Consider the following 24,440-nt stretch of genomic DNA (forward strand, 5'->3'; position numbering starts at 1 on the left):
CTTAAGAGGAGGAGTCATAATGGAAAAAGGCTCAATGCTTTACGAAGGAAAAGCGAAGCGAGTATATGCGACGAAGGAAGACGAGATCGTACTAATTGAATATAAAGATTCTGCAACCGCTTTTAACGGAGAGAAGAAAGCAGAGATTTCCGGAAAGGGAAGGTTAAACAGTGAAATTAGCAGTTTAATCTTTGTAAAGCTAAAAGAGCTTGGGATTACTTCTCACTTTATTAAGCGAGTATCAGATCATGAGCAGCTTGTCAAACATGTTCATATCATTCCGCTAGAGGTGGTCACGCGCAATGTCGCAGCTGGCAGCTTGGCAAACCGCCTAGGTCTCCAGGAAGGGGAGCGTTTAAATACGCCCATCGTAGAGTTTTATTATAAAAATGATGAACTGGGCGATCCGCTTGTGACCGAAGACCATATTGCTTTATTAAAGATTGCATCGGAAGAAGAAGTAAGGGCAATGAAAGAGCAAGCCTTGCAAATCAATCAAGCGCTGCTTTCGTTATTTGCTGAGATGGAGATTGATTTAATTGATTTCAAAATAGAGTTTGGGAAAGACAAAGCAGGCGTTATGATGCTGGCAGATGAGATATCGCCAGACACATGCCGGCTTTGGGAGAAGAAATCGAACCGCAAATTAGATAAGGATTTGTTTCGCCGTGATTTAGGAAATCTTATTGAAGCCTATACGGAAGTTTTTGATAGATTAGGAGGAAAATCAGCATGTTCAAAGTAAAAGTGTACGTTACGTTAAGAGAGAGTGTATTGGATCCGCAAGGTAAAGCGGTGCAGCAATCATTACGAAACCTTGGCTACCAAGGAGTGGAGGATGTGCGCGTTGGAAAGTACATGGAATTGACGCTGGACAGCTCCCATACGGACGTGGAAGGAACGGTAAAGGAAATGTGCGAAAAGCTTTTAACTAATCCTGTCATCGAAGACTATCGATATGAGATTGAGGAGTGTGTGAAGCAGTGAAATTCGCGGTGATTGTATTCCCAGGCTCTAATTGTGATGTGGACATGTATCACGCAATAAATGATGAATTGGGTGAGAAAGCAGAATATATTTGGCACGATGCTGATGATCTGAGCAGCTATGACGCGATATTATTACCGGGTGGATTTTCGTACGGCGATTATCTCCGTTCAGGCGCTATCGCTCATTTATCCAATGTGATGAGTGAAGTAAAGAAAGCGGCGGAAGCAGGAAAGCCGGTATTAGGTGTTTGCAACGGCTTTCAAATTTTGCTTGAATCCGGTCTGCTGCCCGGCGCGATGCTCCGCAATCAGAACTTAAAGTTTATTTGCCGGACGGTTACACTGCAGGTTGAAAACGATCAGACATTATTTACTTCCGCTTATCAAAAAGGCGAGCACATCGCCATTCCGGTTGCCCATGGCGAAGGGAATTATTACTGTGATGAAGAGACGCTTGCTCAATTAAAAGCAAATAATCAAATCGTGTTTACTTACACGGATAATGTAAATGGAAGCTTAGAAAATATCGCGGGAATTGTCAATGAACAAGGAAATGTTCTTGGCATGATGCCGCATCCGGAACGCGCAGTAGATGAATTCCTAGGAAGCGTGGACGGTTTGAAATTATTTCAGTCAATTGTGAAATATTGGAGGGAATCCCATGTCGTTAATGCTTGAGCCCAATGCCATTCAAATTAAAGAAGAGAAAATTTACCGTGAATTAGGCTTAACAGATGAAGAGTTTGCCAAAATAGAGAAAATTCTTGGCCGAACTCCTAATTACACAGAGACCGGCTTATTCTCTGTTATGTGGTCAGAGCATTGCAGCTATAAGAACTCCAAGCCTGTGCTTCGCAAATTCCCAACTTCAAGAGACAAAGTTTTGCAAGGTCCCGGTGAAGGTGCAGGAATTGTTGATATTGGGGATGAGCAAGCGGTCGTATTCAAAATCGAAAGCCATAATCACCCTTCCGCAATCGAACCTTATCAAGGAGCAGCGACAGGAGTCGGCGGGATTATCCGCGATGTCTTCTCTATGGGGGCTCGTCCAGTAGCGTTGCTTAACTCCCTGCGGTTCGGTGAGCTGCAGTCCAAACGCGTGAAGTATTTATTTGAAGAAGTTGTGGCGGGAATTGCCGGCTACGGCAATTGCATCGGCATTCCAACAGTCGGCGGTGAGGTGCAATTTGATCCGTCCTATGAAGAAAATCCTCTAGTCAATGCGATGTGCGTAGGGCTGATTGATCATAAGGATATTAAGAAGGGACAAGCAAAAGGTGTGGGCAATACGGTCATGTATGTGGGCGCCAAAACAGGGCGCGATGGCATCCATGGCGCCACCTTTGCTTCTGAAGAATTGAGTGACCAATCAGAAGAGAAGCGTCCGGCCGTACAGGTCGGCGATCCGTTTATGGAAAAGCTGCTCATTGAAGCTTGTTTGGAATTAATCCAAAATGATGCTCTTGTTGGTATCCAGGATATGGGGGCAGCGGGGTTGACGAGTTCTTCAGCGGAAATGGCGAGCAAAGCCGGCTCCGGCATTGAAATGAATATGGATCTTGTGCCGCAGCGTGAAACAGGGATGACTCCATATGAGATGATGCTTTCTGAATCCCAAGAGCGCATGCTGATTGTCGTCAAAAAAGGCAGAGAAAACGAAATTGAAGAACTGTTTTCCAAATATGGATTAGAAGCGGCGGCAATTGGAAGGGTGACGGATGACGGCATGCTTCGTTTGCTTCACAAAGGCGAGGTGGTAGCTGAAGTGCCAACAGACGCCTTGGCGGAGGATGCGCCCGTTTATTACAAGCCTTCCCGGGAGCCGGAACATTTCCGCAAATTCCAAGAGATGGATGCGGATATACAGCAAGTGGGGGATTACAAAGAGACGCTCATTCAATTGCTTTCCCAGCCTACGATTGCCAGTAAAGAGTGGGTGTACGGGCAATACGACTATCAAGTGCGCACGAATACAGTAGTAGCTCCAGGATCGGATGCAGCGGTGATTCGCGTTCGCGGGACAGATAAAGCATTGGCGATGACGACCGATTGCAATTCCCGCTATCTTTATTTAGATCCGGAAACAGGCGGAAAAATTGCCGTGGCCGAAGCTGCCCGAAACATCGTTTGCTCAGGCGGTGAGCCTTTGGCGATTACGGACTGCTTAAATTTCGGAAATCCTGAGAAACCGGAGATTTTTTGGCAGTTGGAAAAAGCGACAGATGGAATGAGTGAGGCTTGCCGTGTGTTAAACACACCGGTAATCGGGGGGAATGTATCACTCTATAATGAAACGAAGGGCACTGCTGTTTATCCTACGCCGGTTGTCGGTATGGTGGGATTGATTCAAGAGCGGGCCCATATTACAACGCAAAGCTTTAAACAAGCAGGCGATTTGATATATGTGATTGGGGAAGCAGAAGACGAATTTGGCGGAAGTGAATTGCAAAAGCTTCAGCATGCAGGAAAGATCTTTGGCAGAGCGCCTCATCTGGATTTGGCTGTGGAGATGAAAAGACAGCAGGCATTGCTTCGAGCGATTCAAGCGGGAACCGTGCAATCTGCTCATGATATAGCAGAAGGCGGCTTTGCCGTGGCGCTTGCTGAGAAATCATTCGGCACAGGGTTGGGGGCGGAAGCAGCGATTGCTGGCGAAAACGGGACGGTTAGTCTGTTCAGTGAAACGCAATCGCGCTTTATCGTAACGGTGGCTAAAAGACACCGTCAAGCGTTTGAAGCAATCCTTCCGGAAGCGCAGCTGATAGGAGAAGTGACAGAAGAAGCGCGATTGACGATTAAGCATAATAATTGTGTGATCGTTGAAGCGGAGATTTGTGAACTCGAAGATGCTTGGAGAGGAGCGATCCCATGCTTGCTGAAATCAGAGGTTTAAATGAAGAGTGCGGGGTATTCGGTGTTTGGGGCCATGAGGATGCACCGCAAATCACCTATTACGGACTTCAGAGCCTGCAGCATCGAGGGCAGGAAGGAGCCGGAGTCGCTGTCACAGATGGAGAAAAGCTTGTTGGAGTTAAAGGGGAAGGACTGGTAACTGAGATTTTCACGCAGGATAAGGTCAGCGGGCTTTCCGGTACAGGAGCGATTGGCCATGTACGGTATACCACAGCAGGAGGCGGAGGCTACGAGAATGTCCAGCCGCTGCTTTTTCACTCGCAAACAGGAAGTCTAGCTCTTGCTCATAATGGAAACCTGATCAATGCCACTGCGCTGAAGCATCAATTAGAAGCGCAGGGAAGCATTTTTCAGACGACATCGGATACAGAAGTGCTGGCCCATCTTATTCGCCGTAGCGGATTTGGCAGCATGAAGGACCGGGTCAAGAATGCTCTTTCTATGTTAAAGGGCGCTTACGCATTTCTCGTTATGACGGAAAAAGAATTAATGGTTGCGCTGGATCCAAACGGCATGCGCCCGTTATCCATCGGCAAGTTAGGGGAAGCTTATGTAGTAGCTTCGGAAACATGCGCTTTTGATATCGTCGGCGCTCAATATGTTCGTGAGGTAGAACCCGGGGAATTGATTATTATGGATAGCAGCGGCTTGCATTCCGAACGCTTCTCCTTAGCTACTAATCAAGCGATTTGCACCATGGAGTATGTCTACTTTTCTCGGCCGGACAGCAATATTCACCGGATTAATGTCCACAGTGCCAGAAAGCGCATGGGCATTCAGTTGGCGAAAGAAGCGAAGATCGAAGCAGATGTCGTAACGGGCGTACCAGATTCAAGTATTTCAGCTGCAATCGGCTATGCGGAAGAATCGGGTATTCCTTACGAAATGGGGCTGATTAAAAACCGTTATATCGGCCGCACCTTTATTCAGCCATCCCAAGCCTTGCGCGAACAAGGTGTGAAGATGAAGCTGTCGCCTGTTCGCGGGGTTATTGAGGGAAAAAGAGTGATTATGGTAGATGATTCCATTGTTCGCGGAACGACAAGCAAACGGATCGTGAAAATGCTGAAAGAAGCCGGAGCCAAAGAAGTGCACGTATGCATTAGTTCTCCGCCGATCAAATACCCTTGCTATTATGGCATTGATACCTCGACACAGGAAGAACTGATCGCGGCATTTTATACAGAGGAAGAATTAAGAGATGAGATTGGTGCAGATTCCTTAATATTTCTCAGTCTGGATGGAATGGTGGAAGCGATTGGCCATGAGAAGCAGAACGGTCACTGCGGGCAGTGTCTCGCTTGCTTTACGGGAAATTACCCAACCGAAATTTATCCGGACACATTGCATCCGCGCAATAAACAAATCATGTGTTAATGAAAGGTAAGCTGTCTGTTTTAGACGGCTGTTCCTGGCACTATTTTTTTAAGGAGGCACAATGAATGGCAAAGGCGTATGAAGCGGCAGGAGTTAATATTGAAGCAGGCTATGAGGCGGTAGAGCGGATGAAGAAGCATGTCAAGAGAACGAATCGTTTAGGTGTGATGGGAGCGCTTGGCAGCTTCGGAGGGATGTTTGATTTGTCTGCTTTGCACATGAAAGAGCCTGTACTCGTTTCTGGCACGGACGGTGTCGGCACGAAATTAAAGCTGGCATTCGGCATGGATCGGCATGAGACGATTGGAATAGATTGTGTAGCGATGTGTGTCAATGATGTGATTGTTCAAGGAGCGGAGCCGCTTTATTTTCTAGATTATATTGCTTGCGGAGAAGCAATTCCAGAAAAAATCGAGCAGATCGTCAAAGGGATAGCGGATGGCTGTGAGCAGGCGGGCTGCGCTTTAATCGGCGGAGAAACGGCGGAAATGCCCGGCATGTACAGCGATGGAGAATATGATATTGCCGGATACACGACAGGGGCAGTTGAAAAGAGCCGGCTGATTACCGGTGCGGATATTCAAGCTGGAGATGTCATCATCGGGCTGCCTTCTAGCGGTCTTCACAGCAATGGCTTCTCGCTCGTTCGGAAAATCTTCTTTGAGAAGCATAAGCTGGAAGTGGACGCTATTCTCGATGGGTTAACAGCGCCGCTGGGAGAGGTGCTGTTAACCCCGACGAAGATTTATGTCAAGCCCGTGCTTGCAGTGTTGAAGCAAATGAATGTGAAAGGAATGGCCCACATTACAGGAGGCGGATTTATTGAAAATATTCCGCGCGCGTTGCCGAAAGGGCTTGGGGCAGAGATTGCTGAAGGATCATGGGAAATAGCGGCGATTTTTCATTTGCTGAAGAAGTATGGGGAGCTTGATTACAGAGAGATGTACAATATTTTCAATATGGGCATCGGATTCGTAATGATCGTGTCACCTGAAAGAGAAGAAGAGGCCAAACGGCTTTTAGAGCAAGCGGGGGAGCATCCGCGGACGATTGGCCGTGTTATTGAAGGTGAAGGAGTTCAATTCCGATCATGAGCAAGCGAGAGTTGACAAAAATCGCGGTCTTCGCTTCTGGAAGCGGAAGTAATTTTCAAGCGCTGGCTGAAGCCATTCAAACAGAGGGGGTTCCGGCGGAGATTTCTATACTGATTTCCGATCAGCCTGATGCCTATGCCATCACTCGAGCGGAGCATTTAGGGATTCCTGTGTTTGTGTTTCGTACAAAAGAGTATTCATCCAAGGCAGAGTTTGAAGGTCTGATAGTCGAAAAGCTTAGAGAGGCGGGCGTGGACATTATTTTTCTAGCTGGGTATATGCGCTTAATCGGAGAAACGCTTCTTACCGCTTTTGCAGGAAAAATAGTCAACATCCACCCTTCTCTTCTTCCGGCGTTTCCCGGAAAAGATGCCATTGGCCAAGCCTTTAACGCCGGCGTGAAAGTCACTGGTGTAACGGTTCATTTAGTGGATGAAGGCATGGATACAGGGCCGATCATTGATCAGGAAAGCGTCCGGATTGATGAAGAGGATACACGGGATACCTTACAGAAGAAAATTCAGCAAATCGAACATCAATTATATCCAAAAGTCATGAAGCAGCTAGTTAGCGCTGCTGCCAAACGGGAGGAAGTCAAGAAATGAAAAAGCGGGCATTAATCAGTGTTTCAGATAAAAGCGGAGTTGTAGAATTTGCTAAAGAGCTGGCCGGATTAGATTTTGAGATCATTTCCACTGGCGGAACGAAGAAGATGCTGGAAGAAGCCAATGTGCCGGTGATGAGCGTCAGTGAGGTGACCGGATTTCCGGAAATTTTGGAAGGGCGCGTCAAAACCCTGCATCCATTTATTCATGGAGGTTTGCTGGCTAAGCGAGATCAAGCCAATCATCTAAAGCAGATGGAAGAGCAGGGGATCGCTCCGATCGACCTTATTTGCGTCAATCTGTATCCGTTTCAGCAAACGATTGCGAAACCGGATGTAACAGTGGAAGAGGCGATTGAAAATATTGATATTGGCGGACCGACGATGCTGCGCGCGGCGGCGAAAAATCATGCGTATGTCACCGTGATTGTCGATGCAGCTGATTATGGAACGGTTGTGGAGGAATTGAAAACGGATGGCCAGACAACTAATGAAACGAGAAGAAAACTGGCAGCGAAGGTATTCCGCCATACAGCTTCCTATGATGCTATGATCGCCAAATATATGACGGAGCTGACAGGGGAAGAACAGCCTGAGACAGCGACTTTTACATATGAATTAAAACAGCGGCTTCGATACGGGGAAAACCCTCACCAGCAAGCCGCCTTCTATCAAGAGCCGCTTGGATCGGCGTTTTCTGTAGCGCGGGCGAAACAATTGCATGGGAAAGAGCTGTCTTATAACAATATTCGTGATACGGATGCGGCGCTGCAAATCGTCAGGGAATTCACGGAACCGGCAGCTGTCGCCGTCAAGCATATGAATCCTTGCGGTGTAGGAATTGGTGAAACTATACAAGAAGCCTACGCGCGCGCTTACGAAGCGGATCCGACATCGATCTTCGGCGGCATTATCGCCTTGAACCGTCCAGTCGATCAAACGCTAGCTGAAAAGCTTCATGAAATCTTCTTGGAAATTATCATCGCTCCTGAATTTACGGAAGAAGCACTAGAAATATTGACAGCTAAGAAAAATATTCGCTTGCTGACTTTGCCGTTTGATGGAGAAAAATCAAAGGAAAAAGTGCTGACTTCTGTGGAAGGCGGTTTGCTCGTTCAAGAACTTGACCGCCATTCGTTAGAGGATGCCGACATTCGCATCGTGACCAAACGCGAACCGACAGAGGAAGAATGGGCAGCCCTAAAGCTTGGATGGAAGGTCGTTAAACATGTGAAATCCAATGCGATCGCCGTCACGAATGATGAAATGACACTCGGTATCGGTGCTGGTCAAATGAATCGTGTAGGGGCAGCGAAAATAGCGCTTGAGCAGGCAGGAGAAAAAGCGCAGGGAGCCGCTTTAGCATCAGACGCCTTTTTTCCAATGAATGATACTGTGGAAGCTGCAGCGAAAGCGGGCATCACTGCTATTATTCAGCCGGGAGGCTCCATCCGCGATGAAGAATCTATTAAGAAAGCGGATGAACACGGAATAGCAATGGTATTGACAGGGGTTAGACATTTCAAACATTAATTCAAGCGGGGTGGATGGATAATATGAAAGTGCTGGTCGTTGGAAGAGGCGGCAGAGAACACGCCATTTGCAAGAAGCTCGTTCAAAGTCCTCAAGTAGATAAAGTATATTGCGCGCCGGGCAATGCAGGAATTGCCTGCGATGCGGAGCTTGTCGGCATAGATGAGATGGATTTTGCCGGGCTGGCCGCTTTTTCTCTTGAGAATGGAGTGGATTTAATCGTCGTAGGCCCGGAAAATCCGCTGCAAGCTGGGATCGTTGATTATCTGGAAGCTAGAGGGCTGAAGGTGTACGGACCGAATCAAAAAGCCGCTGTGCTTGAAGCAAGTAAATCATTTGCAAAAATGATGATGGAGAAATACAATATTCCGACGGCTAAATACCGGGCGTTTGATTCTTATGAAGCGGCCAAAGCCTATGTGAAGGAACAGGGCGCTCCCATCGTGTTGAAAGCGGATGGGTTAGCTGCCGGCAAAGGCGTCACCGTGGCGCTCACAATGGAAGAGGCGCTGACCGCTTTAGAAGAAATGATGCTCGATCAAAAGTTTGGCGAAGCCTCGTCAAAAGTGGTGATCGAGCAGTTCCTTCAAGGTGAAGAATATTCCTTAATGGCGTTTGTCAATGGCGAGAACGTTTATCCAATGGAAGCCGCCCAAGATCACAAACGGGCGTTTGACTGCGACCAAGGGCCGAATACGGGCGGCATGGGAGCCTACTCCCCGATTCCTCATATCTCTTCTGAAACGATAAAGCAATCGGTTGAAGAAATACTTGTACCTATTGCTAAAGGAATGGCTGCTGAAGGCCGTCCATTCACCGGGGTGATTTTTGCTGGCTTGATGCTGACGGAAGAAGGCCCGAAAACCATTGAATTTAACGCTCGTTTTGGCGATCCGGAAACACAAGTAGTTCTTCCGCGTCTAGAAAATGATTTAGCTCAAGTTTTCTTGGATGTGTTAGACGGAAAGGATCCCGAGCTGAAATGGCGCGAGGAATCTGTGCTTGGTGTGGTTCTAGCCGCAAACGGCTATCCTGAAAGCTATGAGAAAGGTCATGAGATTAAAGGTCTCGACAAGCTCCAGCCGGCCGCCGTGCTGCATGCCGGAACTTTTCAAAACGGCGATGGGATCATTTGCGCCAATGGAGGGCGGGTGCTGCTTGTGACCGGGAAGGCTCCGACCATTCAGGCAGCCCAGCAGCAGGCTTACGATAAAATCAGCGCTATTGAAAGCCATCACTTTTTCTATCGCAAAGATATCGGTAATCGTGCGATCGCACGCGCTCTTTCTTCAAGCAAATAGGAGGAGAGCTTTAAAAAGGATGATTCAAACCCAAGATCATGATCTTGGGTTTTTCATTTGAGTGCTTATTAGTTGAAAGGGATCTCATGGCTTTTCGGCCGTATTTGTGGCCGCTCCGCCTGAAAACTGACCAAATGCGCTCGGAAATGAACAAACACCGCCCGCAATCAACGAATTCCTCCTTCTTCTTTTCAGCAGCGAGGAGGAAAAAATACGGTTTGAAGATTCATCTTATGTAAAGTATGTACACTGCTTCACAAAATGTTCAAAAAAAATTCAATTCATTAGAGCTTTAAATAAGAAAATATGTTACGATAGTCAATAATTCAAAAAATGGAATATGACTTCCTTTTAGGAGGATTGAATAAATGCTAGAACAACGCTATCGCTGGAAAAATAAACAGATTCGAAAGCATGTTGCGGTGGTCAATGGAGAAGCAGCGCCCACAATCGTGCTTCAAAACGCCCGATTTCTGCATTCCATGCTTAAGCAATGGGTTACCGCAAATATATGGATTTATGAAGACCGCATTGTTTATGTTGGCGAAGAATTGCCTGCCATGAAACCTTCTTATGAACTGTATGACTGCAGCGGAAAGACGCTAGTTCCAGGCTATATAGAACCTCATGTTCATCCATTTCAGCTCTATAATCCCCAAACTTTTGCGGAATACGCCGCAAAGACAGGAACAACCACCTTTATTAATGACAACTTGATGCTATTTTTACTATTGGAAGAAAAGAAAGCGTTTTCTCTACTGAGAAAACTGCAGAAATTGCCGGTCAGTATGTATTGGTGGTGCCGTTATGATGCGCAGACGGAGCTAGTGGATGAGGATAAGGTTTTTTCCCATGCTGCGGTTAAATCGTGGATCGAACACGAAGCGGTTATTCAAGGAGGAGAATTGACTGGCTGGCCTAAATTATTGGCTGGTGATGATATGATGCTGCATTGGATCCAAGAAACGAAGCGGCAGCGGAAAAGAATCGAAGGTCATTTCCCGGGAGCCTCAGAGAAAACCCTGACGAAGATGGCGCTGCTCGGTGCGGATGGTGATCATGAAGCGATGAGCGGACAGGATATTTATAAACGGCTGCTGTCAGGCTATATGGTTTCTCTGCGGAACTCTTCTATTCGGCCTGATCTTGAACAATTGCTGCAAGAAATGAAGGAGATGGGGCTTGATCAATATGATCGGATGATGTTTACTACTGATGGGGCTTGTCCTTCTTTTTATGAAAAAGGTATATTAGATTGGATGATCGGCAAGGCCATTGAACATCATATTCCGCCGATTGATGCCTATCATATGGCTAGTTATAATGTAGCAAAATATTATCGGATGGAACATTTGCATGGAATGATTGCACCGGGGAGAATAGCGAACATCAATATATTGTCAGACGAGTTTCATCCCGCTCCGATTGACGTTCTTTCCAAGGGAGAATGGGTTAAGAAGGGGTCAGCAGCAAGTCCGGCATTTCCGTCCATTGATTGGGAAGAGTACGGGTTTGGAAGACTGGAACTGGATTGGGGATTAGTTGAGGGTGATTTGCAATTTTCTATGCCGTTCGGAATTGAAATGGTCAATAATGTAATTACAAAGCCGTATTCTATTGAAAAAGATGTTTCAGGAGAAAAGCTGTACAAAGCGGAGGATGAGAATTTTTTAGTATTGCTTGATCGTCACGGCAAATGGAGAGTGAACACGACGATTAAAGGCTTTGCCGCTGATATTCAAGGCTTTGCTTCCTCCTTTTCCAATACAGGTGATATCATTTTGATTGGCAAATGCAAACGGGAGATGGAAAGGGCCTTTCAGCGAATGAAAGAATTAGGCGGCGGGTTAGTACTTGCGGAAAACAAAAGAATCATTCATGAGATTCCATTACCGCTTTCAGGAATGATGTCTGCAAAGCCGTTTGAAGAAGTGATGAAGGAAGAAATAAGAATGAAGGAATTACTGTTTGAAAGAGGCTATGCATTTGATGATCCGCTTTATACATTGCTGTTTTTATCCTCCACTCATCTGCCGTATATTCGGATTACCTCTCACGGAATGTATGATGTCATGAATAAAACAGTACTTTTTCCGACTATAATGCGTTAAAATAGTAAAGTGAGAAGTTTGTAAATGGGAGTTTAAGTATGAAGAAGCTAACAATGTTCGCAATGCTGGCAAGCTCTGTTTTATTAAGCGGATGCTGGAGCGAGAACGGACAAGAGACGAAGACAAAAGAAGACAATGAATGGACACCAATTATAACGGAAGAGGAAAACGTCTTTCCGCTTACAGGGAAAAAAGCGCATGACCCTGTTAATCGCAGAGCGGCGGCTATTGTTGTAAACAATCACCCGCAAGCGCGGCCGCAAACGGGTCTCACGCAAGCTGATATTGTGTATGAAGTATTGGCTGAAGGGAATGTGACTCGGTTATTAGCGATCTACCAAAGCAGGCTGCCGCAAACCGTAGGTCCTGTGCGGAGTGCTCGAGATTATTTCATTGATTTGGCTCAAGGGTATAATAGCTTATTCGTGGCTCACGGTTACAGTCCTAACGCGAAAGAGAGGCTGTTTAGCGGCGAAGTTGACCAAATCAATGGGATTCAGCATGACGGCACGGTTTTTAAACGGGACTCAACGCGTGTAGCTCCGCATAATTCCTATGTTCATTTAGATGAAGTCTATCAAATGGCTGAGAAAAAAAGCTATTCGATGAAAGAATCACCTGAAAGCTTAAGCTTTTTAAAGCCGTCCGAAGCTAAAAATTTGTCCGGTAAAGAAGCGAAAAACGTTCGGATTGATTACGCCAGTCAATCTGATTTCCAGGTGGAATATAAGTACGATGGGAAAGAGCGCGATTACCAGCGATTTGCAGGCGGAAATCCAGTCATTGACCGGCAGACAGAAGAGCCGGTGCGAGTCAATAATATTCTTATTTTAGAAGCCGATCATCGTGTAGTAGACGCTGAGGGCCGGCTGGATATTGATTTAGCGACAGGAGGACGCGCTCTTCTCCTTCAAAACGGAGTCGTGCATACAGCGGAGTGGTCAAACATAAACGGGCGGTTATTGCCGTTCAAAAATGGGACACCGCTCAGTTTCGTTCCTGGAAATATATGGATTCAAGTTATTCCAGCTGCTAAAGGGCTGAATCAAATGGTTCACTTGGACAATAATTAGTAAAGGGGTTTGACGCTTAATATGCAAATAGAAAAATTACGTGGAAAAGAGCTGGATCAGCTGTTTAAAGCGATCCTTTCTCTTCGTGATTTAGAAGAGTGCTATCTGTTTTTCGATGACCTTTGTACGGTTAATGAAATTCAGTCACTCGCTCAACGCCTTGAAGTAGCTCGCATGCTCAAAGAAGGAAAAACATATCACAAAATTGAGACAAGCACCGGGGCTTCCACTGCGACTATTTCCCGAGTGAAGCGCTGCTTGAACTATGGGAATGATGCCTATCAGCTTGTGCTTGACCGAATCAATGACGAAACTGAATAAAGTCCATAAGGGTCTGATTCCCGCTGCAATCATCGAATAGCGGCTGGGATCAGGCCCTTGTTTTAGCAAGAAAGATCTAATGATATAATGATGGGGTGTTTGAGACTGCATATGTAAGTCTGAAAAACACGTTATTTCAGAATGGAGGAAAGCGGAATGTATGATGTGCATCAATGGCGTCATGTGTTTAAATTAGATCCGAGGAAGGAGATAGAAGATGCGGCGCTTGAACGCTTATGCGAGTCAGGGACAGACGCTGTTATCATTGGCGGAAGTGATGGCGTTACACTGGAGAATGTCCTTCACTTAATGGCGCGTGTCCGGCGGTATACCGTGCCGTGTGTCCTGGAAGTTTCTAATATGGAATCGATTACTCCGGGATTTGACTTATATTTCATTCCGATGGTGCTGAACAGTCAGAATGCTCAATGGATCACTGGTTTGCATCACCAAGCGGTAACCGAATACGGCGAACTGATAAATTGGGAGGAAGTAATTGTTGAAGGCTACTGCATTGCTAATCCCGATTGTAAAGCAGCCAAGCTGACAGAAGCAAAAGCCCCTTTGAATATAGACGAGATCGCCGCTTACGCGAGAATGGCAGAGAAAATGTTCCGGCTGCCGCTGTTTTATTTGGAATACAGCGGCAGATTTGGTGAATTAGAAGCGGTGAAAGCTGTAAGGGACATGCTAGAAGAAACGACATTTATTTATGGCGGGGGGATTAAAACGGCTGCTCAAGCGGAGGAAATTGCTCAATTAGCCGATGTAGTTGTCGTGGGAAATGTTGTGTACGAACAGCTTGAAGAAGCGTTGAAGACTGTTAAGGCGGTTAAAAAAGAGGTATAATAAGAACAAATGTTCTAGGAGGCGGTGAATAAGAATGATGCAATTTTTAACAGAGAAATTATTATCAGGGCTAAACCCTGAACAGCAAGAAGCAGTGAAAACGACGGAAGGGCCGCTTCTGATTATGGCGGGAGCTGGCTCTGGCAAAACGAGAGTGTTAACCCACAGAATCGCTTATTTAATGGTGGAAAAGGGAGTCAATCCTTATAATATTTTAGCGATTACGTTTACGAACAAAGCAGGTGCGCTCTGTTCTCACACAATCTGATTCAGAAATGAACAGGAAAAGTGAGGGGTAGCGAATTACCCAACTCTATATCCGATAAGAAAGGTGCAATTCCTTTCCTGGACTTGAGGTTGGAAGTCTTGCCTAAGCCCTGCGACGTGCGCTTATTTCTTACAGAATAAGGGTGCGGGAGCTCGCTGAAGACGGCGAAAACATAGCCTGAGATGGTTATCAGTAGCCGGGGTGCTAAAAAGATGCTATGCCTAGAGAATGTTCAAGGAACATTGGAGCGAACCTGCGGAGGAAAGGCTCGTAAGTTCGGAACGTGCTTAAATGAAGGCACGTGCCCCATCATGGGGGTTCAGTCGCGGTTATCGTAGGCTGCTTTGCGGTAACGGCATTAATACCAGAAAGGATTAATGTCCTTCGTCCACCAGCCAAGGACAAAAGGATGGCTGACGGGTCAGAGCAGGAGGCTAAGGCATCCATGTAAAGCTAGGATATAGGGAACAGAGGAACCGCGGAAGGAAATGCTAATGGGTGTAAGACTAGATGTTCCTAAACAGGAGGAAATGACTGTTGAATCCGCGGGGCAGCAGCCCGTAGTAGTGTTGAAACAGGGGAATGCCTGTGGAGCGAAGGGGCATAGTCATATAGCTGAAGATAATGAAGGCCGAAGTACGATTAGGAAGCTGCTGGGCGTAACTGGTTACATCAATAATTAAAGAGCGGCGGAATATATGGAATTCTGTCCAAACCATACGCTAGGCATATAAATGAGGGAATAACTGGACTTATATAATTTATAATCTGTCTGCAAATGGAATGGATGCAGGGGCGTTTTACGCAGAGTATCATATCTTCCTTTGGATAAGATGAGTAAGGCGGACAACCTAGTTACTCAGTTTATAAATGTCCATCATTAGCTTCACCGAAAAGATCCTGGCTTACAAAAAAGCTTCGGCCTTTCTCTTAGCCATATATGATGGAACGCCGTATGATGGGAAACCATCACGTACGGTGTGAAGCGGGGGAAAGGAGCTCCTAACATATTTGGTGGATACCAACTAAATGATGAGGATGGCTCTTACCTATCGCTATCTCGCGAAATGAAAGAGCGGATCGGCCGGCTGCTGGGAGGAGCCGCGGAGGATATTTGGATTTCTACCTTCCACTCGATGTGTGTGCGGATCTTGCGAAGAGATATCGACCGCATTGGGTATAATCGCAATTTTACCATTCTTGACACGACTGATCAGCAGTCCGTCATCAAAGGGATATTAAAAGAGAAGAATCTGGATCCGAAAAAATTTGACCCCCGCGGCCTGTTAGCGTCCATCAGCTCGGCGAAAAATGAACTGGTGGATCCGGAAACATTCAGCAAGCGTCAAGGGGGCTATATGGACCAGATCGTCAGCGAAGTATATACAGAATACCAGAAGCGCCTTAAAAAAAATCAGGCGCTAGATTTTGATGATTTGATTATGGTGACCATACAGCTGTTTCAGCGTGTACCCGAAGTGCTTGAATTTTACCAGCGTAAATTTCAATATATTCATGTGGATGAATACCAGGACAGTGCGACACGTTGCTAATTGAAAAGATTAGCCACTAGCGAGCAGCTAGGAGAACTAAGAATCCGAGGAGTCGAATGAGGGGGTAACGCCCTGAAAGGCTCGCCTAATCCTCCGAATAGCGTTCGGACGGTGCAAAACGTCTGAGGGTTATAAGCTCGGTGAAGTCGGTTGAAGGTCATCCTAACGTAAAGACGAGGAAAGCTCTCTGGAGGCAGAGGGTGTGGCTGATAGACCGGGGTTCTACAAGACAATCTATGGTGAGAAATTAGATGCGGCAACCATCTATGGACGAAACTCCGAATGTACGGCTCTAGAGGTATAGCTATTCGAAACGGATAGTCCACCGCGATTGGGTTAGTGAGGTAGAGTAAAATTTGTCATTATGAAATACCTTATGATGTTATAGGCATCATCCAGCTAACAGGGCTAGAGGGGTCACCTACGGATTGTGTATGTATAGATAGGATTCTTGGAACGTGGTAAGCCGGCAGCGTGGAGAGTTTGCACTCTGTGAAGCGGTGGAAGGGAAAGCGAATAGGCGCATAACCTCCTTTATGCCGGTGAAGGTGATGGCACAGTACCGATGAAGCTGTGATAACAAACAGTGGAGGGATAGCCATTAGTCAGCTAGTAGAAGATGACATTATTAACACAGAGATTCGAGTGTGAGCATGCAAACGCAAGACATTTCTGACAAATTGTATCAGCTAAGTCCGGAAGGGAATCACAACACTATATTCGATATCGGACTTAGAAGCTCTGATAGGCCCGTGCCATATGTCAAAAATTTAATTTACGGGAATGACTGAGTGAGGTTCATACTCATCGCAAAAACTGTGTCATTGATAATGTCATGAGCTAGTAGTTGATGGGGCGCCGTATGAGATGAAAGTCTCACGTACGGTGCTAAGCGGGGGAAAAGACGGAGATGACGTCAAAGTCTTACCTATCGCCACCAAACAGAGCACAATATATGCTCGTCAAACTTTTAGCCAGCCGCTTTCATAATTTATGTGTAGTCGGTGACAGCGATCAATCCATTTATCGCTGGCGCGGCGCGGACATTGCAAATATTCTTTCGTTCGAAAAGGATTATCCCCAGTCCCGGTCCATTTTCCTTGAGCAAAACTACCGCTCGACGAAATTGATTTTGCAAGCGGCCAATGAAGTGATCAAGAACAATGCGAACCGCAAGCCGAAAAAGTTATGGACGGAAAATCCAGAAGGCCGGAAACTTTCATACTACCGGGGAGACAATCAGCAGAGCGAAGCGCAATTTGTGGCCGGGAAAATTAAAGAAATGACAGAAAGCGGCAAGCGAAAACGGTCTGATATCGCGATTTTATACCGGACCAATGCCCAATCTCGCGTGATCGAGGAAGTTTTAATGAAGTCCAATATTGACTATACAATTGTTGGCGGCATCAAGTTCTATGACCGCAAAGAGATTAAAGACTTGCTAGCCTACTTGCGGCTAATTGCTAATCCGAATGACGATATTAGCCTGCAGCGAATTATCAATGTTCCGAAGCGAGGTATCGGTTCCACATCGGTCGACAAAATCTCCCGCTATGCTCAAGAAAATGACTTAACAATGTTTCAAGCTTTAGCAGAAGCAGACTTTATCGGGCTAAGCGGCAAAGCCGCAAAGGCAGCGGTCGAATTTCGGAGTCTGATTGAAACCTACACTCAGCAGCAGGAGTATTTGTCCATTTCCGAATTAGTAGAGGAAGTGCTGGAGCGAACAGGCTATCGCGATATGCTGAAAGCGGAGAAGACCATTGAATCGCAAAGCCGCCTTGAAAATATCGATGAATTTTTATCGGTGACGAAGAACTTTGAAGAAGAGAACGACGACAAAAGTTTAATTGCGTTTTTGACCGACTTGGCGCTTGTGGCTGATATTGACCAGATGGGCAAAGAAGAGGAAGAACAAGATGCAGTCGTGTTAATGACGCTTCATTCTGCGAAAGGGCTGGAATTTCCTGTTGTCTTTTTAATGGGAATGGAAGAGGGCGTGTTTCCGCATAGCCGTTCACTAATGGAAGAAGCAGAGATGGAAGAAGAACGCCGGTTAGCCTATGGTGCGTGACGTTAGACAGAAATCGGTTTTCTACCCGAAGGATTGTCTGGACTAACTTTTGTTAGTAACAACTGAAACTGCGAGACCACGGTGGGATACCCGAATAAATCCCATGACTAGATGGCTGCTAATACTCCCCCATGCACGGCTGGTAACGGCTGTGTGTGAAGCGGGGTGAAGACGCATCGAGTAGCCCTAACAGGTAAAAGCTGAGGAAAGGTATAACACACTGTGAAAGTGATGCGGGCAGGGAGCTATATATGGTTAGTATTTGAGCAATCAATGACGAACTGCTGAATGTACGTCTCGTAGAGCGATTCCTAGAAATGGGAATGAAATTACCTCCAAAACAAATATCGTAGGCTTTGTGATGGATAAAGCTGATGGGTTGCTTTAACTTCTTGAGGAAGTGGTAATCGAGACAAAGGCAGGACCTAAGTATAGTTATACACCTAGCAGTTTCGGAACGTCAGAAGTCCCTAACGATTCAGTAATAACTCGGGGATCGGTACATAAAGCACCGTGAAAGAGTTATGAATAGGGATGGCAGCAGGGATGTAGTACCAATGAAACTCTGATAATAAGGAGTGGAGGGAAGGTCCCGAGTCTAATGAATAACAGGTTAAACGCTATTCGTAAGAGAAAGAAGCGGAAATCAAAGATAAAGACATATTTTAATCGGGAATAAACGATATTGAAATTGCGATCTTTGAGAAACTGTTAGAAAATAAACAGCATAACCGCTTATGGCACTTAGTGATGGAGAAACGAAATGCGTACCTACATAGACCCATTGAAGGGATCTCAATAAGCTAAAAAAATTGTGGTTTTCCCAAACTATACCGAACTGCCATTAGAGGTTTACGATCACCTGTTCATTAGATGGAACGCCGTGTGCGGTGAAAGTCGCATGCACGGTGTGGGGTGGGGGAAAAGCTGGAGATCACTTCAAAGGCTTACCTATCACCATTGGGAATTACAAGAGCGGAAGAAGAGCTTTATTTAACGAATGCGCAAATGCGCACATTGTACGGCCGCACGAACATGAATCCTGTTTCGCGATTTATCAGTGAAATTCCAGAGGATTTGATTGATGAAGTATCGGCTGATCGAAAAGTCAATACGCCATTCGGCTTGAAAAAACAGCCTGCCCGGCGTCCGGTAGTACGGCCGCAGGCCAACACGGCAAGCGGAACAGCTGATTGGAAAGTAGGGGACAAGGCAGCCCACAAAAAATGGGGGACAGGCACTGTTGTCAGTGTGAAAGGCAGCGGAGACAGCGTGGAGCTGGATATCGCTTTTCCAAGCCCTGTGGGAATTAAGCGGCTGCTTGCTAAGTTTGCGCCGATTGAAAAAGCTTAAATAAAGGAGTGAAAAAATGAATCAACAAGCTGCAGAACTACGAGTGCATGAGCTTCATAACATCTTAAACCAGTACAATTATGAATATTATGTGCTCGATCAGCCCTCAGTTCCTGATGCTGAATATGACCGCTTAATGCAGGAACTGATAAAGCTGGAGGAAGAATTTCCGCAATTGCAAACGCCGGATTCACCTACACAGCGCGTCGGCGGAGAAGTCTTGGCTGCTTTTAATAAGGTCAGACATGATGTCGCCATGCTGAGCCTTAGCAACGCCTTTAATGAAGAGGACCTGCGCGATTTTGACCGCCGCGTGAAGCAGGCGCTTGGAGAGGATCCGTATGCTTACGTATGTGAACTGAAAATTGACGGACTAGCCGTTTCGTTAAAATATGAAGAGGGGTTACTTGTTCAAGGCTCTACCCGCGGAGATGGCAATGTGGGAGAAGACATTACTGCCAATTTAAAAACGATCCGTTCGATTCCTCTGCGAATGAAGCAGCCTTACACGATGGAAGTGCGCGGCGAGGCTTTTATGCCAAAGCAATCGTTCGTCGCCTTAAACACCGTTCGAGATGAAAAAGGGGAAGAGCCGTTCGCTAACCCTAGAAATGCGGCAGCCGGTTCTTTGCGGCAGCTTGATCCGCGTATAGCGGCCAGCCGCAACCTAGACATCTTTTTATATGCGGTAGCGGATCCCGGTGAGACGGGAGTGACGACTCACAGCGGAAGTCTGGACTTGCTTGATTCACTCGGCTTCAAAACCAATAAAGAAAGAAAGTTATGCCAAACAATCGAGGAAGTTATTGAATATGTGGCCAGCTGGGAAGAAAAGCGGCCAAAGCTGCCCTATGAGATTGACGGCATTGTGATTAAAGTGGATTCCCTGAAGCAGCAGCAGCAGTTGGGCACAACGGCGAAGAGTCCGCGCTGGGCGATAGCTTATAAATTTCCGGCAGAGGAAGTGGTCACAAAGCTGGTCGATATTACTCTAAGCGTCGGCCGCACGGGAGTGGTCACGCCCACAGCAGTATTACAGCCGGTGCGTGTCGCCGGAACAACCGTGCAGCGGGCTTCCCTTCATAATGAAGATTTAATTAGAGAAAAAGATATCAAAATTGGCGACCACGTTGTGATTAAAAAAGCAGGGGATATTATTCCGGAGGTCGTCAGCGTGATTGCAGACCGCCGGACGGGAGAAGAAAAAGATTTTCATATGCCGACTCAATGTCCGGAATGCGGCAGTGAGCTTGTTCGTTTGGAAGGAGAAGTGGCTCTCCGCTGCATCAATCCGCAATGTCCGGCACAAATTCGCGAGGGTATGATTCATTTTGTATCTCGCAATGCCATGAATATTGATGGTCTGGGAGAAAAGGTCATTGCCCAGTTGTACCGGGAGAACTTAATTCAAGATGTATCGGATATTTACAAGTTAACAAAGGACCAGCTAGTGAACCTTGAGCGTATGGGAGAAAAATCAGCCGATAATTTGCTGCAAGCCATTGAAGCTTCGAAAGAAAACTCCTTGGAAAAGTTATTATTCGGTTTGGGGATCCGGCATGTCGGAGCGAAGGCAGCCAAAACATTAGCTCAGCATTTTGAAACAATGGATGCCTTGGCACAAGCGGATATGGAGCAATTGCTTGCGATTCATGAAATTGGTGATAAAATGGCTGATGCAGTCGTTACCTATTTCAATCAGCCGGAAGTATCCGAGCTGATCGAACGATTGAAGGCAGCCGGCGTCAATATGGTCTATAAAGGACCGAAGCTTTCGGCAGTTGAACAATCAGACTCTTTCTTCGCGCACAAGACGATCGTTTTAACCGGGAAGCTTGAGCAATTAACCCGCAATGAAGCGAAAGAGCAAATAGAAGCGCTCGGAGGAAAAGTATCGGGCAGCGTCAGCAAGAAAACCGATCTCGTCATCGCAGGGGAAGAGGCGGGAACCAAGCTTGATAAAGCGATGGAACTGGGCATTGACGTATGGGATGAAAAAAGGCTATTGGAAGAACTTAATAAATAAGAGGTGGCTCTTTTGAAGAAAAAGTTGTTATTGGCTGGGCTGACAGCTATATTGCTGGTCAGTGGATGCGGACCAGAATTAGAGAAGAAAAAGGAAGTTCTGCAGGGAGAAGGCGAGCAGGAAAAGGCCGTTGTGCCGAATTATCAGATCTCTGATCATTATTATCGAACACTCAGCCCTTTTAAGCCCGGAAAAGCGAGGGGACTGGTCGTCTCTAACTTAAATACGCGATATGATATCGTGGAATTTGAGACAGGTCTGATGCGAATAGCACAGAATCACTTTCCTACAGATGAATACTTATTTCAAGAAGGACAAATGCTGGATGCCGATACGATCAAATCTTGGCTGAACCGAAAATTCACTAAGGAGCAGCTAAAGGAAGAAGGGATGAAGGCGGAGGAAAATATTGGCCTGAATCCGGTGGACAACGGCAAGGGATCGGTGGCTGAACGCAATGAGAAAAATCCTATCTATCTTGCCCATGTTATGGAGCATAACTACCTAACGAAGACTAAGGAAAATTCAGTGGAACTGAGCGGCGCTGTAATTGGGCTTGCACTGAACTCAGTTCACTACTATACGAAAGAAAAATATGGCGCTGTCTATGACTATAAGATTCCTGATGCAGAAATAGAAAGAGAAGGAAAGAAAATTGCCGCAGAAGTAGCCAAGAGAATACGCGCGAAAAAAGGCTTGAAGGACGTCCCTGTAACGATTGCTTTGTTTAAGCAGCAAGCCCAGAATTCTGTCGTGCCGGGTAATTTTTTTGCTTACACTCATTTGGATGCCGGTGAAGACGCCATTAATGATTGGGAAAAGGTAAACGAGCAATATTATTTATTCCCATCCCCTGAAGCGGAAAAAGATAGAAGAGACGATTTGAATTACTTCTTAAACTTCCAGCAGGATGTTGAGAAGTATTTCAAAAACTATAATGGGGTCATTGGACGAGCTCTCTATAACGGTGACGAGCTGGTCAGCTTGAAAATTGAAATCCCCGTTCAATTTTACGGAAAGGCCGAGGTGATTGGCTTCACCCAATTTGTTACCGGACTGACGATGGACCATTTCCCTGCATATGTCCCGATTGAAGTGACCATTTCATCTACAAGCGGTCCGGAAGCTTTAATTGTGAAGAAAGCAAACGCGGAATCGCCAAATGTTCATATTTACGAATAAAAAAGCAGTTTCTTCGCCGATGTACGGTGAAGAAACCGCTTTTTTTGTGTTGAAACATCATTTAAGAAAAATGTCGAAAGAAAATTATAAATTATCAGATAAAAGGTATTCTCATTCTAATGGATCTGTTATATAATACAAACAACAGTATATAACTGTAATATAACAAAGGGGATGAAGCGGGTGACTACGCAAACAGCTGGCATTAAAGTATTAGGTACGATGCGGCCAGGATATGAAGAAATTCTTACATCGGAGGCTTTGCAATTCATTGAACAGCTAGAGCGGCGCTTCGGCCAACGCAGAATCGAACTCCTCCAAAAGCGGCAAGAGAAGCAGAAGGACTTTGATCGGGGAGAAATGCCGGGCTTCCTTAAAGAAACAGAAGCGATTCGCAGCAGTGAGTGGACCATTGAACCTTTGCCGAAGGATCTTCAAGACCGCCGAGTCGAAATTACTGGACCGGTCGACCGCAAAATGGTAATCAATGCGTTGAACTCCGGTGCCAAATGTTTTATGGCATGCTTTGAAGATGCCACTTCGCCTACGTGGGCTAACATTATTGAAGGGCAAATCAATTTGAGAGATGCCGTCCACCGCACCATTCATTTAGAAAGCCCAAACGGAAAAAAATATGAATTAAAGGAAGAAACCGCTGTTTTGATCGTTCGTCCGCGGGGCTGGCATTTAGAGGATAAGCATGTGGAGGTTGACGGGCAGCCGGTATCTGCCAGCTTGCTTGACTTTGGATTATTCTTCTTTCACAATGCTGTCCGCCTAGTGCAAAATGGCAGCGGGCCATATTTTTATTTGCCTAAGCTTGAAAGCCATTTAGAAGCAAGGCTATGGAATGACGTTTTTCTGTTTGCTCAAAAGTATATCGGCATTCCAAGGGGGACTATTAAAGCAACGGTGCTGATCGAAACGATTGTAGCAGCGTTTGAAATGGATGAAATTCTGTATGAACTGAAGGAGCATTCCGCCGGTCTGAACTGCGGACGCTGGGATTACATCTTCAGCTATATTAAAAAGTTCAGAAATCAACAAAATGTTATCCTGCCAGACCGGGCACAAGTGACGATGACAGTCCCATTTATGAGAGCATATTCTCTCCTGACCATCAAAACTTGCCACCGCCGCAAAGCTCCCGCAATTGGAGGAATGGCTGCACAAATTCCGGTGAAGAACGATGAAAAGAAAAATGAAGAGGCATTTGCCAAAGTGCGCGCCGATAAAGAAAGGGAAGCCCAAGATGGACACGATGGCACTTGGGTTGCGCACCCGGGGCTCGTTCCTGTCGCACTAGCAGCTTTTAATGCTGAAATGAAAGAGGCCAATCAGATTGAATCTAAGAAGAGGGAAGATGTGCAGGTAACAGAAGATGAGCTGCTGGCGGTGCCGGATGGTGACATTACGGAAGAAGGGGTACGCACCAATATCAGTGTCGGAATTCAATACATCGCTTCGTGGCTGAACGGAAGAGGGGCTGCCCCGCTCCATCATTTAATGGAGGATGCGGCGACCGCTGAAATTTCACGAGCTCAGCTATGGCAATGGATCAGACATCCCAAAGGGGTATTGAAGGACGGACGGAAAGTGACGATGGAACTGTATCAGCAGATCAAGCAAGAAGAGTTTCAGAAGCTGAAACAAGAACTGGGGGATAAAGCTTTTGCTGCTAATCGCTTGGAGGAAGCCGCAGAGCTGTTTGATCGGCTGATTATTCAGGATGAATTTGAAGAATTTTTAACGATACCAGGCTATCACATTCTTTAATATTCAATCTGGCGGCAAGGGGTTCAACTTATTAGTAAAAGGC

17 protein-coding genes and 4 pseudogenes are annotated in these 24,440 nt (G+C 46.1%); all 21 read left to right on the forward strand.

The features are described 5' to 3' along the window. Positions 1-19 precede the first annotated feature (19 nt). On the forward strand, positions 20-745 hold the full coding sequence (gene purC / locus CEF20_RS01505) for a phosphoribosylaminoimidazolesuccinocarboxamide synthase (RefSeq protein ID WP_100330179.1): 726 nt from the start codon (positions 20-22) through the stop codon (positions 743-745). After that, on the forward strand, positions 733-987 hold the full coding sequence (gene purS, locus CEF20_RS01510) for a phosphoribosylformylglycinamidine synthase subunit PurS (protein ID WP_100330180.1): 255 nt from the start codon (positions 733-735) through the stop codon (positions 985-987). Before purC ends, purS begins: the two co-directional genes overlap by 13 nt. Then, on the forward strand, positions 984-1,667 hold the full coding sequence (gene purQ, locus CEF20_RS01515; protein WP_100330181.1) for a phosphoribosylformylglycinamidine synthase subunit PurQ: 684 nt from the start codon (positions 984-986) through the stop codon (positions 1,665-1,667). Before purS ends, purQ begins: the two co-directional genes overlap by 4 nt. Then, on the forward strand, positions 1,651-3,882 hold the full coding sequence (gene purL / locus CEF20_RS01520) for a phosphoribosylformylglycinamidine synthase subunit PurL (RefSeq protein WP_100330182.1): 2,232 nt from the start codon (positions 1,651-1,653) through the stop codon (positions 3,880-3,882). The genes purQ and purL overlap by 17 nt, the downstream gene beginning before the upstream one ends. Then, positions 3,858-5,279, forward strand: coding sequence for an amidophosphoribosyltransferase (gene purF, locus CEF20_RS01525; protein WP_100330183.1), 1,422 nt, complete (start codon positions 3,858-3,860; stop codon positions 5,277-5,279). The genes purL and purF overlap by 25 nt, the downstream gene beginning before the upstream one ends. Before the next feature lie 65 nt (positions 5,280-5,344). Next, entirely contained in the window at positions 5,345-6,373 is a 1,029-nt protein-coding gene (gene purM, locus CEF20_RS01530) for a phosphoribosylformylglycinamidine cyclo-ligase (RefSeq protein WP_100330184.1), read from the forward strand. 11 nt (positions 6,374-6,384) lie between these two features. After that, on the forward strand, positions 6,385-6,978 hold the full coding sequence (gene purN, locus CEF20_RS01535) for a phosphoribosylglycinamide formyltransferase (RefSeq protein WP_100331964.1): 594 nt from the start codon (positions 6,385-6,387) through the stop codon (positions 6,976-6,978). Then, the gene (gene purH, locus CEF20_RS01540; protein ID WP_100330185.1) at positions 6,975-8,510 is read left to right on the forward strand and encodes a bifunctional phosphoribosylaminoimidazolecarboxamide formyltransferase/IMP cyclohydrolase; all 1,536 of its coding nucleotides are present in this window, start codon (positions 6,975-6,977) and stop codon (positions 8,508-8,510) included. Before purN ends, purH begins: the two co-directional genes overlap by 4 nt. A gap of 23 nt (positions 8,511-8,533) precedes the next feature. Then, positions 8,534-9,811, forward strand: coding sequence for a phosphoribosylamine--glycine ligase (gene purD / locus CEF20_RS01545; protein ID WP_100330186.1), 1,278 nt, complete (start codon positions 8,534-8,536; stop codon positions 9,809-9,811). Between the two features lie 368 nt (positions 9,812-10,179). Beyond that, positions 10,180-11,922, forward strand: coding sequence for an adenine deaminase C-terminal domain-containing protein (locus CEF20_RS01550; RefSeq protein ID WP_100330187.1), 1,743 nt, complete (start codon positions 10,180-10,182; stop codon positions 11,920-11,922). A gap of 38 nt (positions 11,923-11,960) precedes the next feature. Further along, positions 11,961-12,995: a DUF3048 domain-containing protein gene (locus CEF20_RS01555; protein WP_100330188.1), complete on the forward strand. Its 1,035-nt coding sequence runs from the start codon at positions 11,961-11,963 to the stop codon at positions 12,993-12,995. A 21-nt stretch (positions 12,996-13,016) separates the two neighbouring features. Then, positions 13,017-13,316: a YerC/YecD family TrpR-related protein gene (locus tag CEF20_RS01560; protein WP_100330189.1), complete on the forward strand. Its 300-nt coding sequence runs from the start codon at positions 13,017-13,019 to the stop codon at positions 13,314-13,316. Positions 13,317-13,472: 156 nt separating this feature from the next. Next, the gene (gene pcrB / locus CEF20_RS01565) at positions 13,473-14,165 is read left to right on the forward strand and encodes a heptaprenylglyceryl phosphate synthase (protein ID WP_100330190.1); all 693 of its coding nucleotides are present in this window, start codon (positions 13,473-13,475) and stop codon (positions 14,163-14,165) included. 37 nt (positions 14,166-14,202) lie between these two features. Next, positions 14,203-14,406: pseudogene (locus CEF20_RS01570) on the forward strand (UvrD-helicase domain-containing protein); the annotation flags it as partial. A gap of 521 nt (positions 14,407-14,927) precedes the next feature. Next, on the forward strand, positions 14,928-15,116 hold the full coding sequence (locus tag CEF20_RS01575; protein WP_100330191.1) for a hypothetical protein: 189 nt from the start codon (positions 14,928-14,930) through the stop codon (positions 15,114-15,116). A 375-nt stretch (positions 15,117-15,491) separates the two neighbouring features. Beyond that, positions 15,492-15,971 (forward strand): annotated as a pseudogene (locus CEF20_RS01580) (UvrD-helicase domain-containing protein); the annotation flags it as partial. Between the two features lie 955 nt (positions 15,972-16,926). Further along, positions 16,927-18,051, forward strand: a pseudogene (locus tag CEF20_RS01585) (3'-5' exonuclease); the annotation flags it as partial. Positions 18,052-18,981: 930 nt separating this feature from the next. After that, a pseudogene (locus CEF20_RS01590) lies at positions 18,982-19,413 on the forward strand (ATP-dependent DNA helicase PcrA); the annotation flags it as partial. A 16-nt stretch (positions 19,414-19,429) separates the two neighbouring features. Further along, positions 19,430-21,439, forward strand: a complete 2,010-nt coding sequence (ligA, locus tag CEF20_RS01595) for an NAD-dependent DNA ligase LigA (RefSeq protein WP_100330192.1) — start codon at positions 19,430-19,432, stop codon at positions 21,437-21,439. Between the two features lie 12 nt (positions 21,440-21,451). Next, the gene (locus tag CEF20_RS01600) at positions 21,452-22,621 is read left to right on the forward strand and encodes a CamS family sex pheromone protein (protein WP_100330193.1); all 1,170 of its coding nucleotides are present in this window, start codon (positions 21,452-21,454) and stop codon (positions 22,619-22,621) included. A 174-nt stretch (positions 22,622-22,795) separates the two neighbouring features. Then, the gene (gene aceB, locus CEF20_RS01605) at positions 22,796-24,397 is read left to right on the forward strand and encodes a malate synthase A (protein ID WP_198508454.1); all 1,602 of its coding nucleotides are present in this window, start codon (positions 22,796-22,798) and stop codon (positions 24,395-24,397) included. Positions 24,398-24,440 lie beyond the last annotated feature (43 nt).

It is taken from the genome of Bacillus xiapuensis (assembly GCF_002797355.1).
Classification (GTDB): domain Bacteria; phylum Bacillota; class Bacilli; order Bacillales; family Domibacillaceae; genus Bacillus_CE; species Bacillus_CE xiapuensis.

Coding starts and splice junctions, on each gene's coding strand:
- purC (WP_100330179.1), top strand. CDS start 20: ATGGAAAAAGGCTCAATGCTTTACGAAGGAAAAGCGAAGCGAGTATAT.
- purS (WP_100330180.1), top strand. CDS start 733: ATGTTCAAAGTAAAAGTGTACGTTACGTTAAGAGAGAGTGTATTGGAT.
- purL (WP_100330182.1), top strand. CDS start 1,651: ATGTCGTTAATGCTTGAGCCCAATGCCATTCAAATTAAAGAAGAGAAA.
- purF (WP_100330183.1), top strand. CDS start 3,858: ATGCTTGCTGAAATCAGAGGTTTAAATGAAGAGTGCGGGGTATTCGGT.
- purM (WP_100330184.1), top strand. CDS start 5,345: ATGGCAAAGGCGTATGAAGCGGCAGGAGTTAATATTGAAGCAGGCTAT.
- purH (WP_100330185.1), top strand. CDS start 6,975: ATGAAAAAGCGGGCATTAATCAGTGTTTCAGATAAAAGCGGAGTTGTA.
- purD (WP_100330186.1), top strand. CDS start 8,534: ATGAAAGTGCTGGTCGTTGGAAGAGGCGGCAGAGAACACGCCATTTGC.
- CEF20_RS01550 (WP_100330187.1), top strand. CDS start 10,180: ATGCTAGAACAACGCTATCGCTGGAAAAATAAACAGATTCGAAAGCAT.
- CEF20_RS01555 (WP_100330188.1), top strand. CDS start 11,961: ATGAAGAAGCTAACAATGTTCGCAATGCTGGCAAGCTCTGTTTTATTA.
- CEF20_RS01560 (WP_100330189.1), top strand. CDS start 13,017: ATGCAAATAGAAAAATTACGTGGAAAAGAGCTGGATCAGCTGTTTAAA.
- pcrB (WP_100330190.1), top strand. CDS start 13,473: ATGTATGATGTGCATCAATGGCGTCATGTGTTTAAATTAGATCCGAGG.
- CEF20_RS01575 (WP_100330191.1), top strand. CDS start 14,928: ATGGGTGTAAGACTAGATGTTCCTAAACAGGAGGAAATGACTGTTGAA.
- ligA (WP_100330192.1), top strand. CDS start 19,430: ATGAATCAACAAGCTGCAGAACTACGAGTGCATGAGCTTCATAACATC.
- aceB (WP_198508454.1), top strand. CDS start 22,796: ATGAAGCGGGTGACTACGCAAACAGCTGGCATTAAAGTATTAGGTACG.